The sequence below is a fragment of the Actinoplanes siamensis genome, from assembly GCF_016862395.1.
Taxonomy (GTDB): Bacteria; Actinomycetota; Actinomycetes; order Mycobacteriales; family Micromonosporaceae; genus Actinoplanes; species Actinoplanes siamensis.
On sequence record NZ_BOMW01000024.1, the window covers coordinates 106508 to 125998 of the forward strand.

Here is a 19491-nt window from a genome sequence, read left to right on the forward strand (position 1 = left end):
TGAACGACGCCCGGGACCGCGGGCCGTCAGAGGGGCCTGGTGCAGAGCACGTCCGGCGCCGGCAGGTAGCCGAGGCTCTGCCAGAACCGCAGCCCCGACTCGTTGTGCGGCAGCACCAGCAGGTTGACCCGCGGGCAGCCCAGCGCGCGGAACCGGGCCTCGAGCTCACGGACCAGTGCCGTGGCGATGCCCCGGCGGCGGTGCGCGGGGTGCACCCCGAGCCGGAAGATCCAGCCGCGCCGGCCGTCCCAGGTCCCCAGGATGACCCCGCTGATCTCGCCGTCGGTGAGCGACACCAGGAACAACTCCGGGTCCCGGGACAGCTTCAGATCAAGTTCGGCCCTGGGCACGACCTCGACCCCGGCCGCCGACCACACCTCGGCGACCGCGTCGTAGTCGTCCCGGGCGAAGGCGCGGATCATGCGCGGGGCAGCGCGTTCGCCAGCAGCTGGACCAGGTGCACGCCGGACACCCCGGCCAGGTCGTCGGCCTGGGTGCGGCAGGAGAACCCGTCGGCCAGGAACACGTCGCCCTCCTCGGCCTTCTCCAGCGCCGGCAGCAGCTGTTGCTCGGCGACCGCCACGGAGACCTCGTAGTGGCCGCGCTCCACCCCGAAGTTGCCGGCCAGGCCGCAGCACCCGCCGAGCCGCCGCACCGTCGCACCGGCCTCCTTCAGCAGCTTGGCGTCGGCGTCCCAGCCCATCACGGCGTGGTGGTGACAGTGCGGCTGGGCGATCACCCGGACCCCCGCGAGCGAGGGCGGAGACCAGCCGGGAGTGGCGGCAAGCAGCTCGGCCACCGTCCGGGTCGCCGCCGCGACCTCCCGGGCGGCCTCGTTGTCGACCAGCTCGACGGCGTCCTGGCGCAGCACGCCGGTGCAGGACGGCTCCAGGCCGACGATCGGGATGCCCTGCTTGACCGCTTCGTGCAGCTCGGCCACCGTCGTGCCGAGGATGCGCCGGGCCGCGTCGAGCTGGCCGGTGGTGATCCAGGTCAGCCCGCAGCACGCCGTCCGGCTGGTCACCCGTGGCGCGTAGCCGGCGTCGACGAGCAGGTCGACAGCGGCCTGCGCGATCGCCGGCGCGAAGTGGTCGGTGAAGCTGTCCACGAACAGGATGACCGGTTTGCCGGTCGCCGTGCCCCGGAACGACGACCGGAACGTCTTCTCCGCGAAGGTCGGGATGGAGCGCCGGCTGTCGACGCCGGCCGCGAAGAGCGCGAGCCCGCGGATGCCGGGCAGGCTGGTCATCAGGTTGGCCAGGCGCGGCATGCGCGACGCCAACCGGGACCACCGCGGCAGCCACCCCAACGAGTAGTGCGACCGCGGCCGGACCCGTCCCCGGAAGCTCTGGTGCAGCACCTCCGACTTGTAGGCCGCCATGTCGATCCCGGTCGGACAGTCCGAGGCGCATCCCTTGCAGGACAGACAGAGATCGAGCGCATCGTGTACGGCCTCGGCCCGCCAATCCGGCGCCAGGTCCCCGTCGAGCATCTCCTGCAGCACCCGGGCCCGCCCCCGGGTGGAGTCCTTCTCGTTCCTGGTGGCCAGGAACGACGGGCACATCACGCCGCCCAGCGCCGTGGTGTCCGCGCGGCACTTCCCGACGCCTGTGCACCGGTGCACGGCCTGGTTGAAGTCTCCGCCGTCGTGGTGGTAGGCGAGGGCGAGCCGTGTGCGCACCGGCCGCGCCTGCGACACCCGGATGTTGGCGTCCACCGGGTCCGGGTCCACGAGGTTGCCCGGGTTGAGCAGGTTCGCCGGGTCGAAGGTGTGCTTGATCTGCCGGAACAGGGTCATCGCGGCCGGCGAGTACATCCGGCTCAGCAGCTCGCTGCGGGCTCGCCCGTCGCCGTGCTCACCGGAGAGCGACCCGCCGTAGCTGACCACGAGGTCGGCCGCGTCCTCCAGGAACGCCCGGAACCTGCCCGGCCCGCCCGGCTTGTCCAGCGGGAAGTCCAGGCGCACGTGCACACAGCCGTCGCCGAGGTGCCCGTACGGCATCGCGCTCAGCCCGTGCCGCTCGGTCAGCGCGTCGAAGTCGCGCAGGTACGCCCCGATCCTGGCGGGCGGCACCGCGGCGTCCTCCCAGCCGGCGTGCGCGGGCAGCCCGCTCGGCGCGCGCCCGGCCAGCCCGGCCCCGTCCTCCCGGATCTTCCACAGCGGCGCGGCCCGCACCGGGTCCTCGACCACCAGCGCGTCGATCGCCTGCGCCGCCGCGATCAGCTTCTCGGTGCGCGAGCGGACCTCGTCCAGGTCGTCACCGGCGATCTCGACCATCAGCCAGGCGGCGCCGGCCGGCAGTGGCGGCACCGCGTCCGGCCCGCGGCGGCTGCGCACCACGTCGCAGATCCGGTGGTCCAGGCCCTCGCAGGCGGTCGGCGTGAACTCCAGGATGGCCGGGATGACGTCGCCGGCCGTGCCGAAGTCGGGGTAGCCGAGCACGACCAGGGTGCGATGGGCCGGATCGGCCACCAGCCGGACCGTCGCCTCGGTGATCACGGCGAGCGTGCCCTCGCTGCCGACCAGGAACTCGGTGAGGTTGAACCCGTTCTCCGGGAGCAGGTGCTCCACCGCGTACCCGGAGACCTGGCGCCCGAACGTGCCGAACTCGGTGCGCCCGACCGCGAGGTTGGCCCCGATCAGCTCCCGCAGGGAATCGACGACCCCCGACTCGGCCAGGTTCTCGCCGGCGACGGTGAAGGCCTTCAGATCAAGGACGTTGTCGGAGGTACGGCCGTAGCCCAGCGTCCGCGACCCGCACGAGTTGTTGCCGATCATGCCGCCGATCGTGCACCGCGTGTGCGTCGACGGGTCCGGCCCGAAGCGCAGCCCGAACGGCCTGGCCGCGGCCTGCAGGGTGGCCTGCACCGTCCCGGCCTGCACCCGGGCGGTGCGCGCGTCGCCGTCGACCTCGAGCACCCGGTTCATGTGCCGGCTGAAGTCGAGGATCATGCCGGGGCCGATCGCGTTGCCGGCCACCGAGGTGCCGGCGCCCCGCGCGGTGATCGGGATGCCCAGCTCGCGGCAGACGGCGAGGGTCGCCAGCACGTCGTCGTCGTGCCGCGGCCGCACGATCGCCTGCGGCACCACTCGGTACAGGGAGGCGTCGCTGGCATACGCCGATCGGTGAGCCGGGTCGGTCAGCACGTCGGGCACGCCGGCGCGGCGCAGGCTCGGGACGAGGTCGGTCGAGATGGCAGCGGTCGTCACGTCGTTTTCCAGGGCAATCTCTCGTCGGGCAGTGCCAGCACAGTACCGACAAGCCGGTTCCGGCCGGTGGAGGCTTCCCGCAGCGCGGGACCAGGGGTCGCCTCGTGTGATCCGCGAGACAGTCCCCGGATCACCGCAGGGCCGCGAGGTCGTTGCGGCCCGCGGGAGCCCGGTGCGGCCCGGCCACGACCGGCGCTCCGGCCGCCCCGGGCCCGGCCACCACGATTCGCGTCACGGGATCCAGCATTCCACGCGCGCCGCACCCACCCGGCCCGGCCCGGCCGCCGCCCGGCTCCGCTGTCGGCCGCCGCACCCCCTCACCTGACCCCCATGCTGTCCGATCGCCGGGTGGCCCCGGTATTCCCCGGAGAGCGGGCGCCGACGCGCGCGAGCGGCCCCGAGCGCGTCACGCCCCGGCTGGTCCCCGTGGTCGTCCTTCCGGACCCGATGACCACCGCCAGGGCCAGCTGGCCGCTTCTCACCCGGGCGGGTGGCCCGGGTGAGGAGGTGACGCGGCTAGCGCTGCAGGGTCAGCAGGCCGGGGCGGTACGGGAGCAGGCCGTAGTCGCCGCCGGAGCTGGGCGAGCGGCCCTGGTACAGCAGTTGCAGGCGGCACGGGTCGACGGTCATGGTCTGGTCGGCGGTGGTCCGGACCAGTTCGCCGTGGCTGATGTCGTTGGTCCAGGTCGCGCCGCTGTTCGCCTTGCCGGCGAAGGGGTTGCTCTCGGTCGCGGCCTGCGGCGTCCAGGAGCCGTTCAGGCTGGTGGCGGTGAACGAGCGGAAGTAGCGGCCGTTCGCGCCGATCGCCTCGACGATCATGAGGTACTGGTTCTGGCCCTGGAGCTTGTAGACCTGGGGCGCCTCGAACAGGTTGTTCGTCGAGTCGCTCATGATCGTGGTGTAGGAGGAGCCGAAGTTGCCGGGGAAGTTCCCGATCGGCATGCTGGCCCGGTAGATCTTGCCGTTGTCGCCGGCGAAGAACAGGTACATGTTCGTACCGTCACCGATGAGGGTCTGGTCGATGGGCCCGGTGCCGGAGCCGGAGATCGACCCCGAGAAGAGCGGCTGAGCCGCCGACCAGCCGTTCGCGTTGGTGGGGTCGCTCGACGTCCGGTAGGAGAAGGCGGTCGGCCCCCACTGGTAGGCGAGCACCCAGATGTTCTTCGGGGCGAAGTAGAACAGGGTCGGCGCGACGGTCCCGCTGGACATCGTGTTCTGGCTGGCCGAGGCCATGTCCGACCAGTTGGTGAACAGGCCGAAGTTCATCGAGCCCCAGGACGATCCGGTGTCGTGCGTGGTGGCGTACACCAGGTTCCGGCCGTTGTAGGGCACGGTGGTGAAGTCCTTGAGCGACACCCAGCCCGACTTCGGCGTCGCCAGCGGGCCCGTCGAGCTCCAGCGGTAGGACGACGGCAGCCCGCACGTGCCGGGCGATGTCGTCGTTCCGGTCGACGGCGTGGACGTGCCGGCCCGGACCAGCTGCCACTGCTGGTTGGCGCCGTTCCAGTCGGCGTACTGCACGATGTTCGCGCCGTCCGCGGTGGACGCGCCCTGTACTTCGAGGGCCTTGCCGCTGTTGCGGTTGATCAGCTGGATGTAGCCGTCGATGTCCTGCACGCTGAACTGCTGGTTGGCGGCGTTGTTGTCGGTCCACTGCACGATCGAGCCGCCGTCGGCGGTGGACCAGTTGTAGACGTCCAGCACCTTGCCGGAGTACTTGGACTTCAGGCGGTAGTAGCCGCCGCCGGAGTCGACGAACTGCCACTGCTGCTGCGCCTGGTCGTTGCGGGCCCACTGGGTGATCCGGGCGCCGTCGTTGGTGGCCAGGTTGTAGACGTCGAGCGCCTTGCCGCTGGTGCGGTTGACCAGCACGTACGACGCGCTGGTGTCGATCGTCGCGGCGGATGCCGCCGAGGCGGTCACCGCGACGACTCCGGCGCCGGCGGCGAGAGCCAGCGCGGCCAGAGCGCTTCGCCGCCACCTGCGGCGCGGCGCGGCCGGCGGTCCTTCGATCGATGGGGGTACGGGGGGATGGTGCACCGTCATGATGGCTCCTTGGGAGCGGGCGCGAAACCGGGGGAATGCCCCTGCGGCCACCAGGGGATACGGCGATTGGGAGCGCTCACATTCAAGAAGCGATGTTGCCAGACGGTTACCGGCGTTTCAAGGCGTCGACGCCCGCGCTCGCCCGCGACCAGATCGGGGCGGCGCGCATAACAGTTCTCCGGAATTCTTGTCCGCGCGGAGTCTGCCGTCATCCGCACGGGAACGGAAAGGCCGTACGCCGGATCAGGGTTTTTTGTTGGCTTTCTTTTCTTTCTTGTTCTTGTCCGGTTTGGCCGGTGGCGCGGCCTTCCCGGGCGTGGCCGGCCGCGGGGGCGCGGCGGCCGGTGGGGCCGCGGCGGGCCGGGACAACCGCTGTGTGGTGGCGGGCCGGGAGGTCGGCGGGGTCGTGGCCCCGGCGATCGAATAGGAGGCCCGGCACGTCGTGCCGTTGAGCCGGAAGCTGTCCGGCAGGGCGTTGACGTCCTGATACGTTCCGCGGATCGACGCGGTCCGGGTCTCTCCGGGCGGCAGGTCGCCGATGTGTGCCGAGACGGTGCGGCCGCTCTGCCGCCAGTCGCCGGGCGTGCCGGTGAGCAGGCGCTGCTCGTCGGGGAGCGTGAAGTCGAGTTGCCCGGCCGCGATCGGCACGGCGCCGGTGTTGGCGACGCTGACGCTGGTGGCGAACCGGCCGCCGGCCGCCTCGGCGACGCGGTAGCCGACCGCGCAGTGCGGCGCCGGTGCGCTCGGAGCGGTGGTGATCGCGGGGCCGCTCGCCTGCGCCCGGGGGCCGGAGGGTTCGCCGGGCATGGCGGCGGCGACGGCGCCGCCGGTCAGCAGCACCGCGGCGCCGGCCAGGACCGCGATCCGCTGGTGTCGTGGCCGCGCACGCCAGGCACGCGCCGTCGCGCCGAGCGGCCCGGTCCGTGCGGTGAGGCTGCCGAGCCGCCCGGTCCGGGCGGCCAGGCCGTTGAGCCATCCGGTCCGGGCGGCCGGGGTAGTGGGCAGCAGCGGTGTGCTCACCTCGCCGGGCAGGCGCAGGCCGGCCCGGGTGAGGCCGGCCACCTTGGCCAGCACGGTCGCGGCCTCGGTGGCGGTGGGCCGCTGCTGGGGATCCTTGGCCAGGCAGCGGCGGCACAGCGCGGCCACCTCGGCGGGCAGCCCGGCCGGGGCGGGCAGCGGGGCCGGCTCCTGGTAGCGGTGCGCCCGCAGCATCTGGGTGGTCGTCGACGCCTGCCACGGCAGCCGGCCGGCCAGCGCCCGGTAGAGCAGCAGGCCCAACGCGTACACGTCGGTGGCGGGCCGGACGACACCGTTCTCCAGGCGTTCCGGGGCCAGGTACGCCGGTGTGCCCAGCACCTCGCCGGCGGCCCGGTCGTCGTCGCCGGAGGTCGCCGAGATGCCGAAGTCGACGAGTTTCACGCCGGTGGCGGCCACCACCACGTTGCCCGGCTTGACGTCCCGGTGCACCACACCGCGGTCGTGGGCCGCCGCGAGCGCCGCCGCGACCTGCGCGCAGATCACGACGGCCAGCCGCCAGGGCAGCGCGCCGCCGGTGAGCAGCTGGGACAGGGAGCGTCCTTCGACGACTTCCATCACCACGTACGGCAGCGGGGCGCCACCCGGTCCGGGCACCTCGCCGTAGTCGTACACGTCGACGATGTTGGGATGGCGCAGCCGGGCCACCGCTCGGGCCTCGGCCCGGATGCGGTCCAGCAGCAGGGAGTCCTCGGCCAGCTCGGCGGCGAGCACCTTGACCGCCACGTCGCGGCCGAGCACCTCGTCGTGGGCTCGCCAGACCACCGACATCCCACCGGCGCCGAGCCGGTCACGCAGCCGGAAACGGCTGTCCATCAACTCGCCGGGAATCATCACGGCCACCGATGCCCCGTCGCCGTCCCCGGGAAACCCCGCAGCGAACGGCAATCTCGCCGACGGCGACGTTCAGACCCTGGTCGCCGTCCGCGTCGCCGGCATGACACGCGTGGTCGCACCGGCCGCGCCACTGACGCCGTCCGCGTCGCCGTGCTGCCGGCTCCGGCCGTACCGGCGCAGGTCGCACAGAGGCCGAAGCGGACCCGGCGCCGGTCCTGCCCCGGCACCCGGCTGGTCGTCAGGGGTGTCCCGAAGGGCTCGAGAGACCCTGACGGCCAGCCGGGTGCTGGCGGCGCGGCAGGGGCCGCGCCGCGTTGCCGGCGTGGTCCGAGTGCGGGTCAGCCGGCGGCGCAGGTGGGGGTGGCGGAGGGCCCGGTCCCGGTGCCCTGGAAGCCGAACTCGGTCGAGCCGCCCGCCGGGATCTGTCCGTTGTAGGCCACGTTGCGGAAACTGACCGCCCCGCTGCTGCCGGTGTTGCCGGCGCTCCACACGCTGGTCACGGCGCTGCCGGAGGGCAGCGTGACGTCGACGGTCCAGCCGTTGACCGGGGCGGAGCCGGCGGTGACCCGGACGGTGGCGACGAAGCCGCCGTTCCACGAGTTGAGCGACACCGACGCGGTGCACGGCCCGGTGGGCTGCGGTGAAGTGGTGCCGCTGGGGGACGGCGACGGCGAGGTGGTGCCGCTGGAGGACGGCGACGGCGAGGTGGTGCCGCCGGCGTTGAGGGCGTTGAGGACCGAGGTGTACGCCGCCTTCTTGTTGCCCGAGTTGTCGAAGAGCAGCGGATTCTCGCCGGTGCGCCAGGAGTCGCTGTCGCGGATGCCCCACACGGTGATGCCTGTGCACCGGGACACGGCCAGGCAGGCCCTGGTCACGCTCGCGTAGACGCCGGCCTGGTTGCCGCCCTGCGCGACGTCGAGCTCGGTGATCTGCACGTCGACGCCGAGGTCGGCGAAGCGCTGCAGGTTGGCCTGGTAGTCGCCGGGTATGCCGGTGCCCAGGTGGGACTGGAAGCCGACGCAGTCGATCGGCACGCCGCGGGCCTTGAAGTCGCGGACCATGTTGTAGACGCCTGTCGACTTGGCGTTGACCCCGTCGGTGTTGTAGTCGTTGTAGCACAGCTTCGCGCCGGGGTCGGCGGCGCGGGCGGCGCGGAACGCGGCCTCGATCCAGTCGTTGCCGGTGCGCTGCAGGTTCGAGTCGCGCCGGCCGCCGCTGCCGCCGTCGGCGAACGCCTCGTTCACCACGTCCCAGGCGTAGATCTTGCCCTTGTAGTGGGTCGCCACCTGGGTGACGTGGTTGATCGCCGCGGTTCGCAGGGCGCTGCCGGACAGGCTCTGCGCCCAGCCGGGCTGCTGCTGGTGCCAGAGCAGGGCGTGGCCGCGGACCTTGGAGCCGTTCGAGAGGCCCTGGTTGAGGATCCGGTCGCCGTTGGTGTAGCTGAACCGGCCCTGCGACGGTTCGGTGGCGTCCCACTTCATCTCGTTCTCCGGCGTCACCGAATTGAACTCGCGGGTGAGGATGCCGGTGTAGGTGCTGTCGCCGAGCCGGCCGGCGGCGATCGCGGCGCCGAAGTAGCGGCCGGTCTGCGCCGCCGAGGCGCCGAGTGTGCTGGCGGCCTCGGCGGTGCCGGTCACCGCGATGCCGGCCGCGACGACGACGCCGGCGGTGGCGGAGGCGAGCAGGAGAAAGCGGCCTCTGCGGGGGATGGGCATGAGGGGGACCCTTCTTGGGAGCGCTTCCATCAGTGGTCGCCAATGTTGCCAGCGCATTTCCCGGCGAAGCAAGATACGACTATCGCGCCCGCGTCGGCATAACGTTTTTCAATTGCCGGAATGTGGATTTCCGGCGGTCAGCCGGATGGTGAACTCGCCCGGCTGCCGGTACAGGGCGACGTGACTGCACGACTGGTGGACGATCCACAGCCCGAGACCCCCGTCCGACCCGTCACCGCTGGGCAGCAGGCCGGCGAACGGGTCCTTGGGGCCGGGGCCGCCGTCGGTCACCGCCACCACGATGCGGTCGGCGCCCGACCACAGCCGCACCCGGACCGGTGCCCGGCCGTGCCGATGCGCGTTCGCCACCGTCTCGCTGACCGACATCATCAGGTCGTCGACGTCCGCGGGCGGCAGCACGCCCCGGTCGGCGGCGCGCACCGCGTCGCGGGCCTGGGCCGGGGTCGGGCCGGTGAGGTCGGCCAGCGGCTCGGCGCGCTGCACCGGGTCCGGCGCCGGCGGACGGGACCCGCTCAGGTAGACGACCGGTTCGGTGTAGTCGGCGTTCCGCACGTGCCGGTCGTCCGGCAGCGCGCTGCGCGGATGGGTCCGCAGGACGTCGGCCAGCACCGGCGCCGGAGTGCGGCGGGTGTCATAGACGCACATGCTCCACAGCGGGAACTCGTCGTAGGCGTGGTTGACGGCGGACTCGTACCGCGCCCACCAGTCCCAGGTCGCGCCGAACGCCTCCGGTGGGATCTCGCCGATGACCCGGATCTGCCCGGCGCCGCCGGCGGCGAAATCGGAGAGCATCTTCCGGTACGCCCGGATCGCCGAGGCCGGGCGCGTGTACATCGCGTCGCCGGACAGGAACGTGATCGGGGCGTCCGCCGGCAGGACCGCGCGCAGCAGCCCGGTGTTCCGTTCACCCAGCGCCACCACCGCCGGCTCGCCGGCCGCGATCGCGCCGAGCAGGAACGGCAGGGCCACGGCCAGCAGGCGCTCGTCGCTGTCGTAGCAGAGCGCCTCGTGGAAGTAGCCGCGGTGCCCCGCGGCGGCCCCGGTCCTCATCCGGTCACCGCCACCCGCACCCGGGGCAGCTCCAGCAGGCCGGCCAGGCGGGCCGTGGCGCCCAGCCGGGTCCGCACGACAGCGGTCAGCCGCCGGGCCTCGAGGTGGCGCTGCAGGGCGATCAGCGACTGGTGGTCGATGAACCGCAGCTCGCGGGCGTCGACCACGACCTCGCCGCCGGCCGTCGCCAGGTCGGTGTGCACCAGCGCGGAGGCGAACACCTCGCGCATGGCCAGATCCAGCTCGCCGGTCAGCACGCTCTCGCCGGCCCGTGCGCCGGAGTGGAGCTGGAAGGTCACCCCGGCCTCGTGGCTGGCCTCGTGCAGGCAGGCCAACTCGGCGACAGCCCGGTCACCGAGCTCGGAGCGGTCGTAGCCGCACACCGCGCGCATCGGCGCGGTGCGCATGTAGCGGCCGATGACGTACTCGTAGGTGGCGAAGGCGTGCCGCTGCGCGTCGCTGCGGACCAGCGCGGTGGCCTCGGCGACGACCCGGAAGCCGGTGAAGCCGGCGGCCAGGGCGTCCTCGGTGGCGGCGGCGTACGCGGCGACCTGGCCTGCCGGGTCCACGACAGCGACCCCGCGATACGCGTCGGCCTGCGAGATCACCCGGGCGGCGCCCGCCGGGCCGGCGCCGCGCAGCCAAGCCGCTGTCGTGCCGGTCCAGTCGCCAGGCACATACCACACCCGCTCGCCGGCGGCCAGCCCGGCGCCGAGGAAGTCCCGCGCGTAGGCGTCGAAGGGCCGGTGGTCGTCATATGCCCAACACGTGTGCCGGGCCTCGGCCACCCGGGTCATGTGCCGGGCTCCAAGGCAATCGTCACGGCGCAACAGTAGCGCGACCGCCGGTCCCTGGTCAGCGCAGGTGCGATGCGTCGTCGAGGTCCAGCACCGCCCCGGACGGCCAGATGGCCAGGGCGCCGGTTGCCCGGGGCCGCGCCCGGCCGAGATGGTCCGGCCGCTCCTGGCGGGTGTGCCCGGGGCGGAGGCACCGGTGGCGCCCAGCCGGGGTCCGGCGGCGCCGGGCTGAAGCCGGGGCGAGCCGGGCGTCGCCGGAGATCGGCGCGGGGTGGGGCTCCCACGGCGTACCGCTGGATCGTCTCTGCGAACATGTGGGCGAGTGGGCGGGCTGACTCAGGGAGTTGACGATCTTCTTCTTCGAAGGTGAGCGTGCCGGGCTGGCGAAGCCCCGGGCGCCGCTGGCCGGTTTCCGGGCGCTGCTGGTGGGCGCGGTGCTGCTCACGGTGCTGACCGTGGCGCTCCGGCCGGCCACCGACGTGCGTGACTGCCCCAACTACGGCGGCAACGGCAACGCCAGCGCCTTTCCCGACGAGAGCTGGGATCTGTTCTATCCGCTGCTACTGCTTGCCTGGTTGCTGACGGTCGTCGTGGAACAGCTGCTCCCGGTCACCTGGAACGGCCGCGGGGCGGGCCTGATCGTCGCCCGGGGCCTGCTCGCCGTGACTGTCGCGCTGACCGCTTCCTGCTGCGCGGGCCTCAAGCTGCTGCTTCTCTGCCACTAGCGAGGAGGTGCCGTCAGCGGGGAGCGTGCCGCCGGCCGGGAGCGCCGCCATCCGCGACGAGTGCTGCCGTCGGCGGGGAGCGCCGCCACCAGCGAGCCCGCGGCCGGAGCACCACGACGAGGACGCCGGCGCTGCGGACTCCGGTGGCACGCCCGGCGGCGTCGCGGTGCGGGGGCACCTGGATCTTGCCGAAGGTGCCGAACGGCTTCGGGGTGATGTGCGTGACGCAGTACCGGACCGGCATGGTGGTGGTCGGCGCGCAGAGCAGAGGCCGGATCTCGTCCTTGTCGTAGTCCGGGTTCGGGGTCAGCGGGAAGCGGTTCGCCGTGCCCAGCGGCCCCGACCGCGACCGGCCTCGCGGAGCCCCGAACACCGGCGAGCCCGGCCGGTCATCGTGCGACCGGCCGGGCTCGCCTGCTCCGAACTGGGATCAGGCCAGGTCGTAGCGGTCGTTGTCCATGACCTTGACCCACGCCGCGGCGAAGTCCTTGACGAACTTCTCCTTGGCGTCGGCGCTGGCGTAGACCTCGGCGAGGGCGCGCAGCTGCGAGTTGGAGCCGAAGATCAGGTCGACCGCGGTGGCGGTCCACTTCAGCTCGTCGGTGGCCGCGTCGCGGATCTCGTAGACGTGCTCCTCGGACTGCGCCGCCTTCCACCGGGTGCCCGGGGAGAGCAGGTTGGCGAAGAAGTCGTTGCTGAGCACGCCCGGCTTGTCGGTCAGCACGCCGTGCTGCGCGCCGCCGAAGTTGGCGCCCAGCGTGCGCAGGCCGCCGAGCAGGACGGTCATCTCCGGCGCGGTCAGGTTCAGCATGTACGCCCGGTCGACCAGCAGGATCTCCGGCTGGGTCTTCTCACCGGGGCGCAGGTAGTTGCGGAAACCGTCGGCGCGCGGCTCGAGGACGGCGAACGACTCGACGTCGGTCTGCTCCTGGGTGGCGTCGGTGCGGCCGGGGTGGAACGGGACGCTCACCTCGACACCGGCGTCCTTCGCGGCCTTCTCCACCGCGGCGGTGCCGGCCAGCACGATCAGGTCGGCCACCGAGATCTTCGCGCCGCCGGCCGCGTTGAACTCCCGCTGGATGGACTCCAGCTTGGTGATCACGTCGGCGACCGGGCGGTTGACCTCCCAGCTGCGCTGCGGCTCCAGCCGGATGCGGGCGCCGTTCGCGCCGCCGCGCCGGTCGGTGTAGCGGAAGGTGGCGGCCGACGCCCACGCGGCCGAGACCAGCTCGGTGGTGGTCAGGCCGGACTCCAGCACCTTCGCCTTGAGGGCGGCCACCTCGGCGTCGCCGACCAGCGGGTGCTCGACGGCCGGGACCGGGTCCTGCCACAGCTGGGCCTCCGGGACCCACGGGCCGAGGAAGCGGGAGACCGGACCCATGTCGCGGTGCAGCAGCTTGTACCAGGCCTTGGCGAAGGCCAGCGCGAACTCGTCCGGGTTCTCCAGGAAACGGCGCGAGATCTTCTCGTACGCCGGGTCGACGCGCAGCGACAGGTCTGTCGTCAGCATCGTCGGCAGGTGCTTCTTCGCCGGGTCGAACGGGTCCGGGATGATCGGCTCGGCGTCCTTGGCGACCCACTGCTTCGCGCCACCCGGGCTGGTGGTCAGCTCCCACTCGTAGCCGAAGAGGATCTCGAAGAAGCGGTTGCTCCACTGGGTCGGCACGTCGGTCCAGGTGACCTCGAGGCCACTGGTGATCGTGTCGCCGGCCTTGCCGGCGCCGTGCGTGCTCAGCCAGCCCAGGCCCTGCGCCTCCAGCGGCGCGCCCTCGGGCTCCGGGCCGACGTGGTCGGTGGCGACCGCGGCGCCGTGCGTCTTGCCGAACGTGTGGCCACCGGCGATCAGCGCGACGGTCTCCTCGTCGTTCATCGCCATCCGGGCGAACGTCTCCCGGATGAAGTGGGCCGCCGCCAGCGGGTCCGCGCTTCCGCGCGGGCCCTCCGGGTTGACGTAGATCAGGCCCATCTCGGTCGCGCCGACGCCCTCGGCCATCGTCTTGTCCGAGACGTAGCGCTCGTCGCCCAGCCAGGTGTCCTCGGGACCCCAGAAGATCTCCTCCGGCTCCCAGACGTCCTCCCGGCCGAAACCGAAGCCGAAGGTCTTGAAGCCCATCGTCTCCAGCGCCACGTTGCCGGCCAGCACCAGCAGGTCGGCCCAGGAGATCTTCTGCCCGTACTTGGCCTTGACCGGCCAGAGCAGGCGGCGGGCCTTGTCCAGGTTGGCGTTGTCCGGCCAGCTGTTGAGCGGGGCGAACCGCTGCCCGCCGTCACCCGCGCCACCGCGGCCGTCCTGGATCCGGTACGTGCCGGCGGCGTGCCAGCTCATCCGGATCATCAGGCCGCCGTAGTGCCCGAAGTCGGCCGGCCACCAGTCCTGCGAGGTGGTCAGGACGGTGGCGATGTCCTGCTTGAGGGCCTCGACGTCGAGCTTGGCGAACTCCTGGGCGTAGGAGAAGTCCGGCCCGAGCGGGTTGACCTTGGACGAGTGGGCGTGCAGCACCGACAGGTCCAGCTGGTTGGGCCACCAGTCGCGGTTGCTGCGCGGGCGGCCGCCGGTCTTGGGTTCCGGCGAAGGGATGCCCGGGTTCTCGCTCTCGCTGCCCTGTGAGGTTACGGAGTCGTGGGCGACCGGGCAGCCGGAGGCCTTCGGGTCTTGGATGTCGCTCATCTGATTCCTTCCGAACGGGTCAGGCAGTCGGGGCAGGTGCCCCAATAGACGACCTCCGCCTCGTCGATCACGAAGCCGTGATCGTGCGAGGCGGTGAGACATGGGGCGTTGCCGACCGCGCAGTCGACGTCGGCGATCACACTGCAGGAGCGGCACACCACGTGATGGTGGTTGTCCCGGACCCGCATCTCATAGCGGGCGGTCGCGCCGGCGGGCTGGATGCGCCGCACCAGACCGGTGTCGGTGAGCGCACGCAGCACATCGTAGACCGCCTGGTGGGAGACCGCCGGATGATCCGCGCGCACCAGCGCGATCACCGTGTCGGTGTCGACGTGCGGGTGGTCCCGCAGCGCGGCGAGCACCGCCAGTCGTGGCCGTGTCACGCGCAACGAGACCGCCCGCAGCTGAGCCTCGAAGTCTGACGTCACCCGGAGACCATAGACCCCTTTTCTGGAATGAATCAAGTTTTGTGACAGGTGCGTCTGTTGTTCACTCGAAGTTGGGTACGGCGCCAGGTCGGCTGAGGGTCGCGGGCGGCCACGAACAGCGGAGACTCGGCAGGTACGCCCGGGGGAGTTCCCTCCGCTGGCGGGTCCCGTGCCGGTCTTCCGCGAGGCTGCGGGCCGCTTCCGGCCGTTGCGCGCCGCAAGGTCGCGGCTGGCGGTTGGGCCGCCGGACCGCCGCCGTTCGCAGGCGGCCCGGCGGCGGGCTGCGGCCGTTCACGGTGGTCGATCCCGGGCGTGCTACGAATAGCTGGTGGAGTGGAGTGGGGGGTCGTTCCTGGACCGGCTCGCCGAGCCGGTACGGGAGGAACTGCTGCGTCTGGGAGCGACCCGCACCCTGCCGCCCGGCAAACGGATCTTCCGTCAGGGCGGAACGGACGACCACGTCGAGGTGATCCGCCGAGGCTTCGTCAAGGTCACCGTCGCCGACGGGCACCCGGAGCGGCTGGTCGCGGTCCGGCTGCCGGGCGACATCGTCGGCGAGTTCGCGGCGATCTCCGGGGCGGACCGCTCGGCGACCGTGACCGCCTGCGGCGAGGTGGTCTCCACGGTGGTCAGCGGGCGCGAGTTCCGGGCGTTCCTGGCCCGGCGGCCCGAGGCGGCCGCCGAACTGACGGTCGAGGTGGGCAAGCGGTTGCGGTGGTCCAACGTGCGCCGGGCCGATTTCACCACCCACCCGGTCGACGTACGACTGGCGCGGGTGCTCGCCGACCTCGCGGAGTGGGCCGGGGTGCCCGCCCGGGGCGGCGGAGTGCTGATCGGGGTGGAACTGAGCCAACCCGAACTGGCCGAGCTGATCGGCGCCGCGGAGGACTCCGTGCAGAAGGCGTTGCGGACCCTGCGTACCGCCGGTCTGGTCCGGACGGGTTACCGCCGGGTGAGTGTCCTGGACATCGAAAGGTTACGGTCCCATCCGGGCGCCTGAGATTCGCCTGCGGTCGACGGGTGCCGTCACCGGCCCGAGCGGATTCGGTGGTCCAGGGCGAGCTCGAAGGGGCTCACCCGGGCACCACGGTCACCACGCCCAGGGTGACGGCCGTCCAGTCGTACGGATCGTCCTCCGCCCCGCCCGCGTCCCGGTGCATGGTGACCGGCGCCGGCACGCCCCGCCGCCCGGCGTCGTCGATCGAGCCCTGCTCGAACGGCAGCGCGGCGAACTCGTCCTCGGCCACGATCAGTTTCAGCCAGTCCCGGATCTGCGCCTTGGGCTCGACAGGGGTACGGGCGGGCAGCCGGAACTGCACCGGGCGGCCGTGGAGCGCCGCCCCGGTCCGGCGCGGCCCGACGAACTCCCCGGGGAAGAGCCCGGCGTGGATCCGGTAGCGGCCGGTCAGATCCAGCAGCACGCAGAACAGCGGCTGGTCGGAGGTGTTGTGCAGCCTGATGAACGCGGTCGGCGCGACCCAGCCCCCGGCGCGGCGCAGGTACTCCATCCGGATCAGTCCGTCCGGGCCGGGGGTGAGCGCCGTCCCGCCCGTGGTGATCTCCAACCGGACCTGGCCGGCCAGCCGGGAGCCCGGGTTGGTCAGCGCCTGCACCTGCCGCCACCGGGCGATGTGCTCCGCGGCGCGGACCGTGTGCGGTGCCGAGGAGGTGACCGCCAACTCGGACTCGTCGGCGCCGAGGATCCGGGTGCCGCGGAACCGCAGCTCCGGCACCTCGCCCGGGGGCTGCACCCGCAGCAGCGGCGACGCGGCCGTCAGCCGGGCGAGCTCGGCGGATCCTCCGACGTCGACGGCCAGTCCGGGCCGCGGTAGCCGGGTGATCACCACCGGGTACTGCCGCCGCGGGTCGGGCGTCCAGCCGTCCGGTTCCACCACGGACCGGTCGACCAGCACCGACACCACGTTCGCGGGGCGCACCGGGCCGTCCCCGGCGACCGCCACGCGCAGCGGCCCCAGGTCCGGGGAGGGCAGCCCGTGGCAGGCGCCGGCGTCGATCTCCCAGCGCCCGCCCAGCCGCCGCAGCAGGATCCCGGAGGCGGGCGGCCGCAGCGCCCCGCCGAGGAACGGCTGGTCGGCGGACTCGTCGCCGTCCAGTTGCGGGGTCTGGAAGGCGACCCGGTCCTCCACCGCGCAGCGGGCGGCGGCGAGCAGTTCCCGGTACGTCGCGCGCGGCCCGAGCTGGGTCAGCGCCCGCAGCAGCGCCCAGCTGAACACCCCGTGCGGCGACCCGCCGTCCATCGGCAGCTCCTGGGCGAGCTGGTCGGAGCGGCACGCGGCGAGCTGCACCACGCGGCTGCGTCCGGGCAGCGCGGTCCAGCCGGCGCGCAACTCGGGGATGAGATCGCCGGGCTCCGGGGCGCGGGCGGCCGGCGGCACCTTGCGCACGTGCGCGACCGGCTCCGGCAGCTCGCCGCGGACCATGCCGGCCGCGTGGCAGCTGTCCAGCACCACGGCCACGTGACACCCGGTGGCGGCGACCTGGTCGAGCAGCACGGACAACTCCTTGTCGTACAGGTCGGGCACCTCGCCCTCGCGCGAGTCGGCGCAGACCAGCGTCTGCATCCGCCCGCTGGGTTCCAGGGGCCACAGCTGTGGCGGCAGCGGCGAGGTGGAGCCGTGCCCGGCGAACCAGAAGATCGCGGTGTCGCCCTCGCGGGCCTGGCCGAGGTGGCGCCGGATGCCGTCGACGATCGCGTCGCGGGTGGCCTCGCCGTCGTACAGCTCGGCGGCGCGCAGCCGGTCGCCGGCCCGGGAGCGCAGCAGCGCCAGGGCCGCGCCGGCGTCGTTGCGGCAGCCGGTCAGCGGGGTCACCGCGCGGTAGGCGTCGATGCCGGCGACCAGCGCCCAGACCGTGCTCATGCGACCGCCCCGGGCACGTAGAGCCAGGCATGTTCGCGGAACCCCTTGCCGGGCAGGTCCACGGTGACCGGCTGGAACGCCGCCGGCGGTGGTTCCGTGCCGGTGGCCAGCACGTCGGCGTAGAGCACGTCGGGCACGCCGAGCACCCAGTCGGCCCTCGGATGGTCGGCGACCGCGGCGCGCAGCGGCGGCGAGTCCAGCAGCCGGTGCACGGCGACGGCGGCCCGCCCGACCCAGCCGTTGTCGGCCTCCTTGACCAGGCCGCGGTGCAGCGCGAGGCGCAGCCGCATCGGCTCGTCGCCGGACGCCGCGTTGCGGAACCGCAGAGCCTCGTCCAGGCCGCGCAGCAGCCGGGGGATCGCGTCCGACTCGTCCAGGCCGGCCGGCAGCACGGTGAACTGTCCGTCGCCCTGCGGCTGCGGACTCACCTGGGCGGCTGTCACGCCGGCCGCCCACCGGGCGTCGGCCAGCACGCTGACCAGGTCGTGTTGCAGCCGCTCGGCGGCCTCCGGGCGCCTGCTGTAGCCGACCACGTCCGCGGCCATGCAGAGCCGCACGGCGGCGGCGCGGCCCGCGGCGGCGCCCGGCAGGGGCGCCGCGAACGGGATGCGGTGGCGGGTCGAGGCGCGCCGGCGGACCGCTCCGGTGAGCTCGGCCTCGACTTCCAGGAAACCGGCGATGTCGGTACGTCCGGAGCCGGTCACCTCGAGGACCGCGTGCACCCCGTACGTCCGCGGCAGCAGCGGCGTGCCGCGCCGATCCTGGTAACGCCAGCCGAAGCGGGTGCTCTGCGCCCCGGTGGTCCACGCCGGTGGCCGGTCGTCGCGCGAGCGCAGCCGGCTGATCAGCCGGGATACGCCGCCGGCCGCCGCCCGGTCGGCCAACGGCGACGCGGCACCGTCGGCGAGCAGCCCGAACTGGTCGGCGCCGGCGTGCACCAGCACGGCCGGCACGTCGCAGTCGCCGAGGTCGACGGTGAACCGGGCGGCGGAGTACCGGTACCCGGCCGGCGCCGGGTCCAGATCGAACGCGAACAGCGCGCCGAGGTAGCGGGCGCCGGTGGCCGCGGCCCGGCTGCGCAGCGCCACCGGCAGGTCCCGCGCGTCGGCGGGGTAGAGCAGCGGCCGGCCGCACCGCACGCCGATCGCGAATTGATCTTCTCCGCGGGCGGGAGGTGCGATCAGCCGAGCGTCGGCCAGCACCTCATCCGTTCGGAGTAATTCGTCCAGTTGAACGACAGCGTTGTTCGCCATCAATTACTCACCGCTCTTCGGCAGAAGCACGCGGGGTATCCTCGCACGCTCTCGCGGGGCCGACAAGAATCAATTCCGGTATCAAGATCGACAATGTCCGACGTAATTCCGTCCTACAGCGGAATGTCCGTGCAGGACTGTGGCAGTCTTGCGTCCGGGCCGGTGAGAGGCGCTGGGCCGGAACGAGTCGGCCGTTCGGTCAGTCCACCCCAGCGATCATCGTGGACGGTCGCCGAACGGTGGCCGGCGTTGATCTGACGTATTCGCCGACCGACCTGAAACGGGCTATGGTGCGCCTCGCCGCCCTGTTGTTACGCTCGCCGGCATCTGCTGCCGGTCATTGTTCGTTCTTTTCCGACCGCGTTCGGGGGGCAAGTGGAATTCCAGCGAAGGCGCCGCGTCGAAATGGGCCTCGACGCCCGTCCGGCCGTCGCCGGGCAAGATCAGAAAAGGTTCACCCCGGTGCGGCGGCAGCTGCGCAAGCCTCGTCACGCCGGCCTCGTCGAGGCGGTGCACCGCCTCGACGCGGGTCTCGACACGGCCACCCGCGCGCAGCTCGACGGATGGATCCGCGCGGAGTACGAGAGCGAGTTCGGCGACGTGCCGCTGGGCATGTTCGCGCTCTGCCACCTCGGTCCGCCCTACATCGACCACCGCCTCGACCTGTTCCAGTCGATCGTCGAGCACTACGCGCCCGCCGATCCGGTGCCCGAGCCGTTCGCCCGGGCCCGGATGCTGGTGCGCACCGGCGCCTACGACTTCGTCGAGGTCTACGCCAGCGGGGAACTGCGCCCCGTTCTCCACGACGGCTCCGTCGCCGCCTGAC

Annotated in this window: 15 protein-coding genes; 3 read left to right on the top strand and 12 right to left on the bottom strand. The window is 72.8% G+C overall.

Annotated features, from left to right (window positions below; genetic code table 11):
* Positions 1–26: 26 nt before the first annotated feature.
* From Asi03nite_RS13440 to Asi03nite_RS13470, 7 genes are all read right to left on the bottom strand, one after another.
* Positions 27–422 carry a GNAT family N-acetyltransferase gene (locus Asi03nite_RS13440; RefSeq protein ID WP_203679720.1) on the bottom strand — a complete coding sequence of 132 codons (396 nt, stop codon included), beginning with the start codon at positions 420–422 and terminating at the stop codon, positions 27–29.
* The gene (locus Asi03nite_RS13445; RefSeq protein WP_203679722.1) at positions 419–3211 is read right to left on the bottom strand and encodes an FAD-binding and (Fe-S)-binding domain-containing protein; all 2793 of its coding nucleotides are present in this window, start codon (positions 3209–3211) and stop codon (positions 419–421) included. The genes Asi03nite_RS13440 and Asi03nite_RS13445 overlap by 4 nt, the downstream gene beginning before the upstream one ends.
* Positions 3212–3727: 516 nt before the next feature.
* Positions 3728–5257, bottom strand: a complete 1530-nt coding sequence (locus Asi03nite_RS13450) for a non-reducing end alpha-L-arabinofuranosidase family hydrolase (protein WP_203679724.1) — start codon at positions 5255–5257, stop codon at positions 3728–3730.
* Positions 5258–5500: 243 nt separating this feature from the next.
* Positions 5501–7126 (bottom strand): serine/threonine-protein kinase, encoded by a 1626-nt coding sequence (locus Asi03nite_RS13455; RefSeq protein WP_203679825.1) that lies wholly within the window; start codon positions 7124–7126, stop codon positions 5501–5503.
* 341 nt (positions 7127–7467) lie between these two features.
* A complete protein-coding gene (locus Asi03nite_RS13460) occupies positions 7468–8844 on the bottom strand; it encodes a glycoside hydrolase family 10 protein (protein ID WP_203679726.1) in 1377 nt (458 codons plus the stop codon).
* Positions 8845–8952: 108 nt separating this feature from the next.
* On the bottom strand, positions 8953–9915 hold the full coding sequence (locus tag Asi03nite_RS13465) for an anti-sigma factor RsbA family regulatory protein (protein ID WP_203679728.1): 963 nt from the start codon (positions 9913–9915) through the stop codon (positions 8953–8955).
* A complete protein-coding gene (locus Asi03nite_RS13470; RefSeq protein WP_203679729.1) occupies positions 9912–10712 on the bottom strand; it encodes an MEDS domain-containing protein in 801 nt (266 codons plus the stop codon). Before Asi03nite_RS13470 ends, Asi03nite_RS13465 begins: the two co-directional genes overlap by 4 nt.
* A 344-nt stretch (positions 10713–11056) precedes the next feature.
* Here Asi03nite_RS13470 and Asi03nite_RS13475 point away from each other — a divergent pair, with 344 nt between their 5' ends.
* Positions 11057–11437, top strand: a complete 381-nt coding sequence (locus Asi03nite_RS13475) for a hypothetical protein (RefSeq protein WP_239102662.1) — start codon at positions 11057–11059, stop codon at positions 11435–11437.
* Between the two features lie 13 nt (positions 11438–11450).
* Here the strand turns inward: Asi03nite_RS13475 and Asi03nite_RS13480 are convergent, their stop codons facing one another.
* The 3 genes from Asi03nite_RS13480 to Asi03nite_RS13490 are packed head-to-tail and all read right to left on the bottom strand — an operon-like array spanning position 11451 to position 14533.
* Positions 11451–11810 carry a hypothetical protein gene (locus tag Asi03nite_RS13480; RefSeq protein WP_203679731.1) on the bottom strand — a complete coding sequence of 120 codons (360 nt, stop codon included), beginning with the start codon at positions 11808–11810 and terminating at the stop codon, positions 11451–11453.
* A 57-nt stretch (positions 11811–11867) separates the two neighbouring features.
* On the bottom strand, positions 11868–14105 hold the full coding sequence (gene katG, locus Asi03nite_RS13485; RefSeq protein WP_203679733.1) for a catalase/peroxidase HPI: 2238 nt from the start codon (positions 14103–14105) through the stop codon (positions 11868–11870).
* The gene (locus Asi03nite_RS13490; protein ID WP_203679735.1) at positions 14102–14533 is read right to left on the bottom strand and encodes a Fur family transcriptional regulator; all 432 of its coding nucleotides are present in this window, start codon (positions 14531–14533) and stop codon (positions 14102–14104) included. Before Asi03nite_RS13490 ends, katG begins: the two co-directional genes overlap by 4 nt.
* A gap of 328 nt (positions 14534–14861) precedes the next feature.
* On the opposite strand from Asi03nite_RS13490, the gene Asi03nite_RS13495 reads away from it, so the two are divergent.
* Positions 14862–15533 carry a Crp/Fnr family transcriptional regulator gene (locus Asi03nite_RS13495; RefSeq protein ID WP_203679738.1) on the top strand — a complete coding sequence of 224 codons (672 nt, stop codon included), beginning with the start codon at positions 14862–14864 and terminating at the stop codon, positions 15531–15533.
* A 73-nt stretch (positions 15534–15606) separates the two neighbouring features.
* On the opposite strand, the gene Asi03nite_RS13500 is transcribed toward Asi03nite_RS13495, so the two are convergent.
* Together Asi03nite_RS13500 and Asi03nite_RS13505 are read right to left on the bottom strand one after the other, a co-directional pair.
* Positions 15607–17412, bottom strand: a complete 1806-nt coding sequence (locus Asi03nite_RS13500; RefSeq protein ID WP_203679740.1) for a caspase family protein — start codon at positions 17410–17412, stop codon at positions 15607–15609.
* Positions 17409–18665, bottom strand: a complete 1257-nt coding sequence (locus Asi03nite_RS13505; RefSeq protein ID WP_203679742.1) for a hypothetical protein — start codon at positions 18663–18665, stop codon at positions 17409–17411. The genes Asi03nite_RS13500 and Asi03nite_RS13505 overlap by 4 nt, the downstream gene beginning before the upstream one ends.
* 405 nt (positions 18666–19070) lie before the next feature.
* Between Asi03nite_RS13505 and Asi03nite_RS13510 the strand changes: the two genes are divergently transcribed.
* Entirely contained in the window at positions 19071–19490 is a 420-nt protein-coding gene (locus Asi03nite_RS13510; protein WP_203679744.1) for a hypothetical protein, read from the top strand.
* Position 19491: the final 1 nt, after the last annotated feature.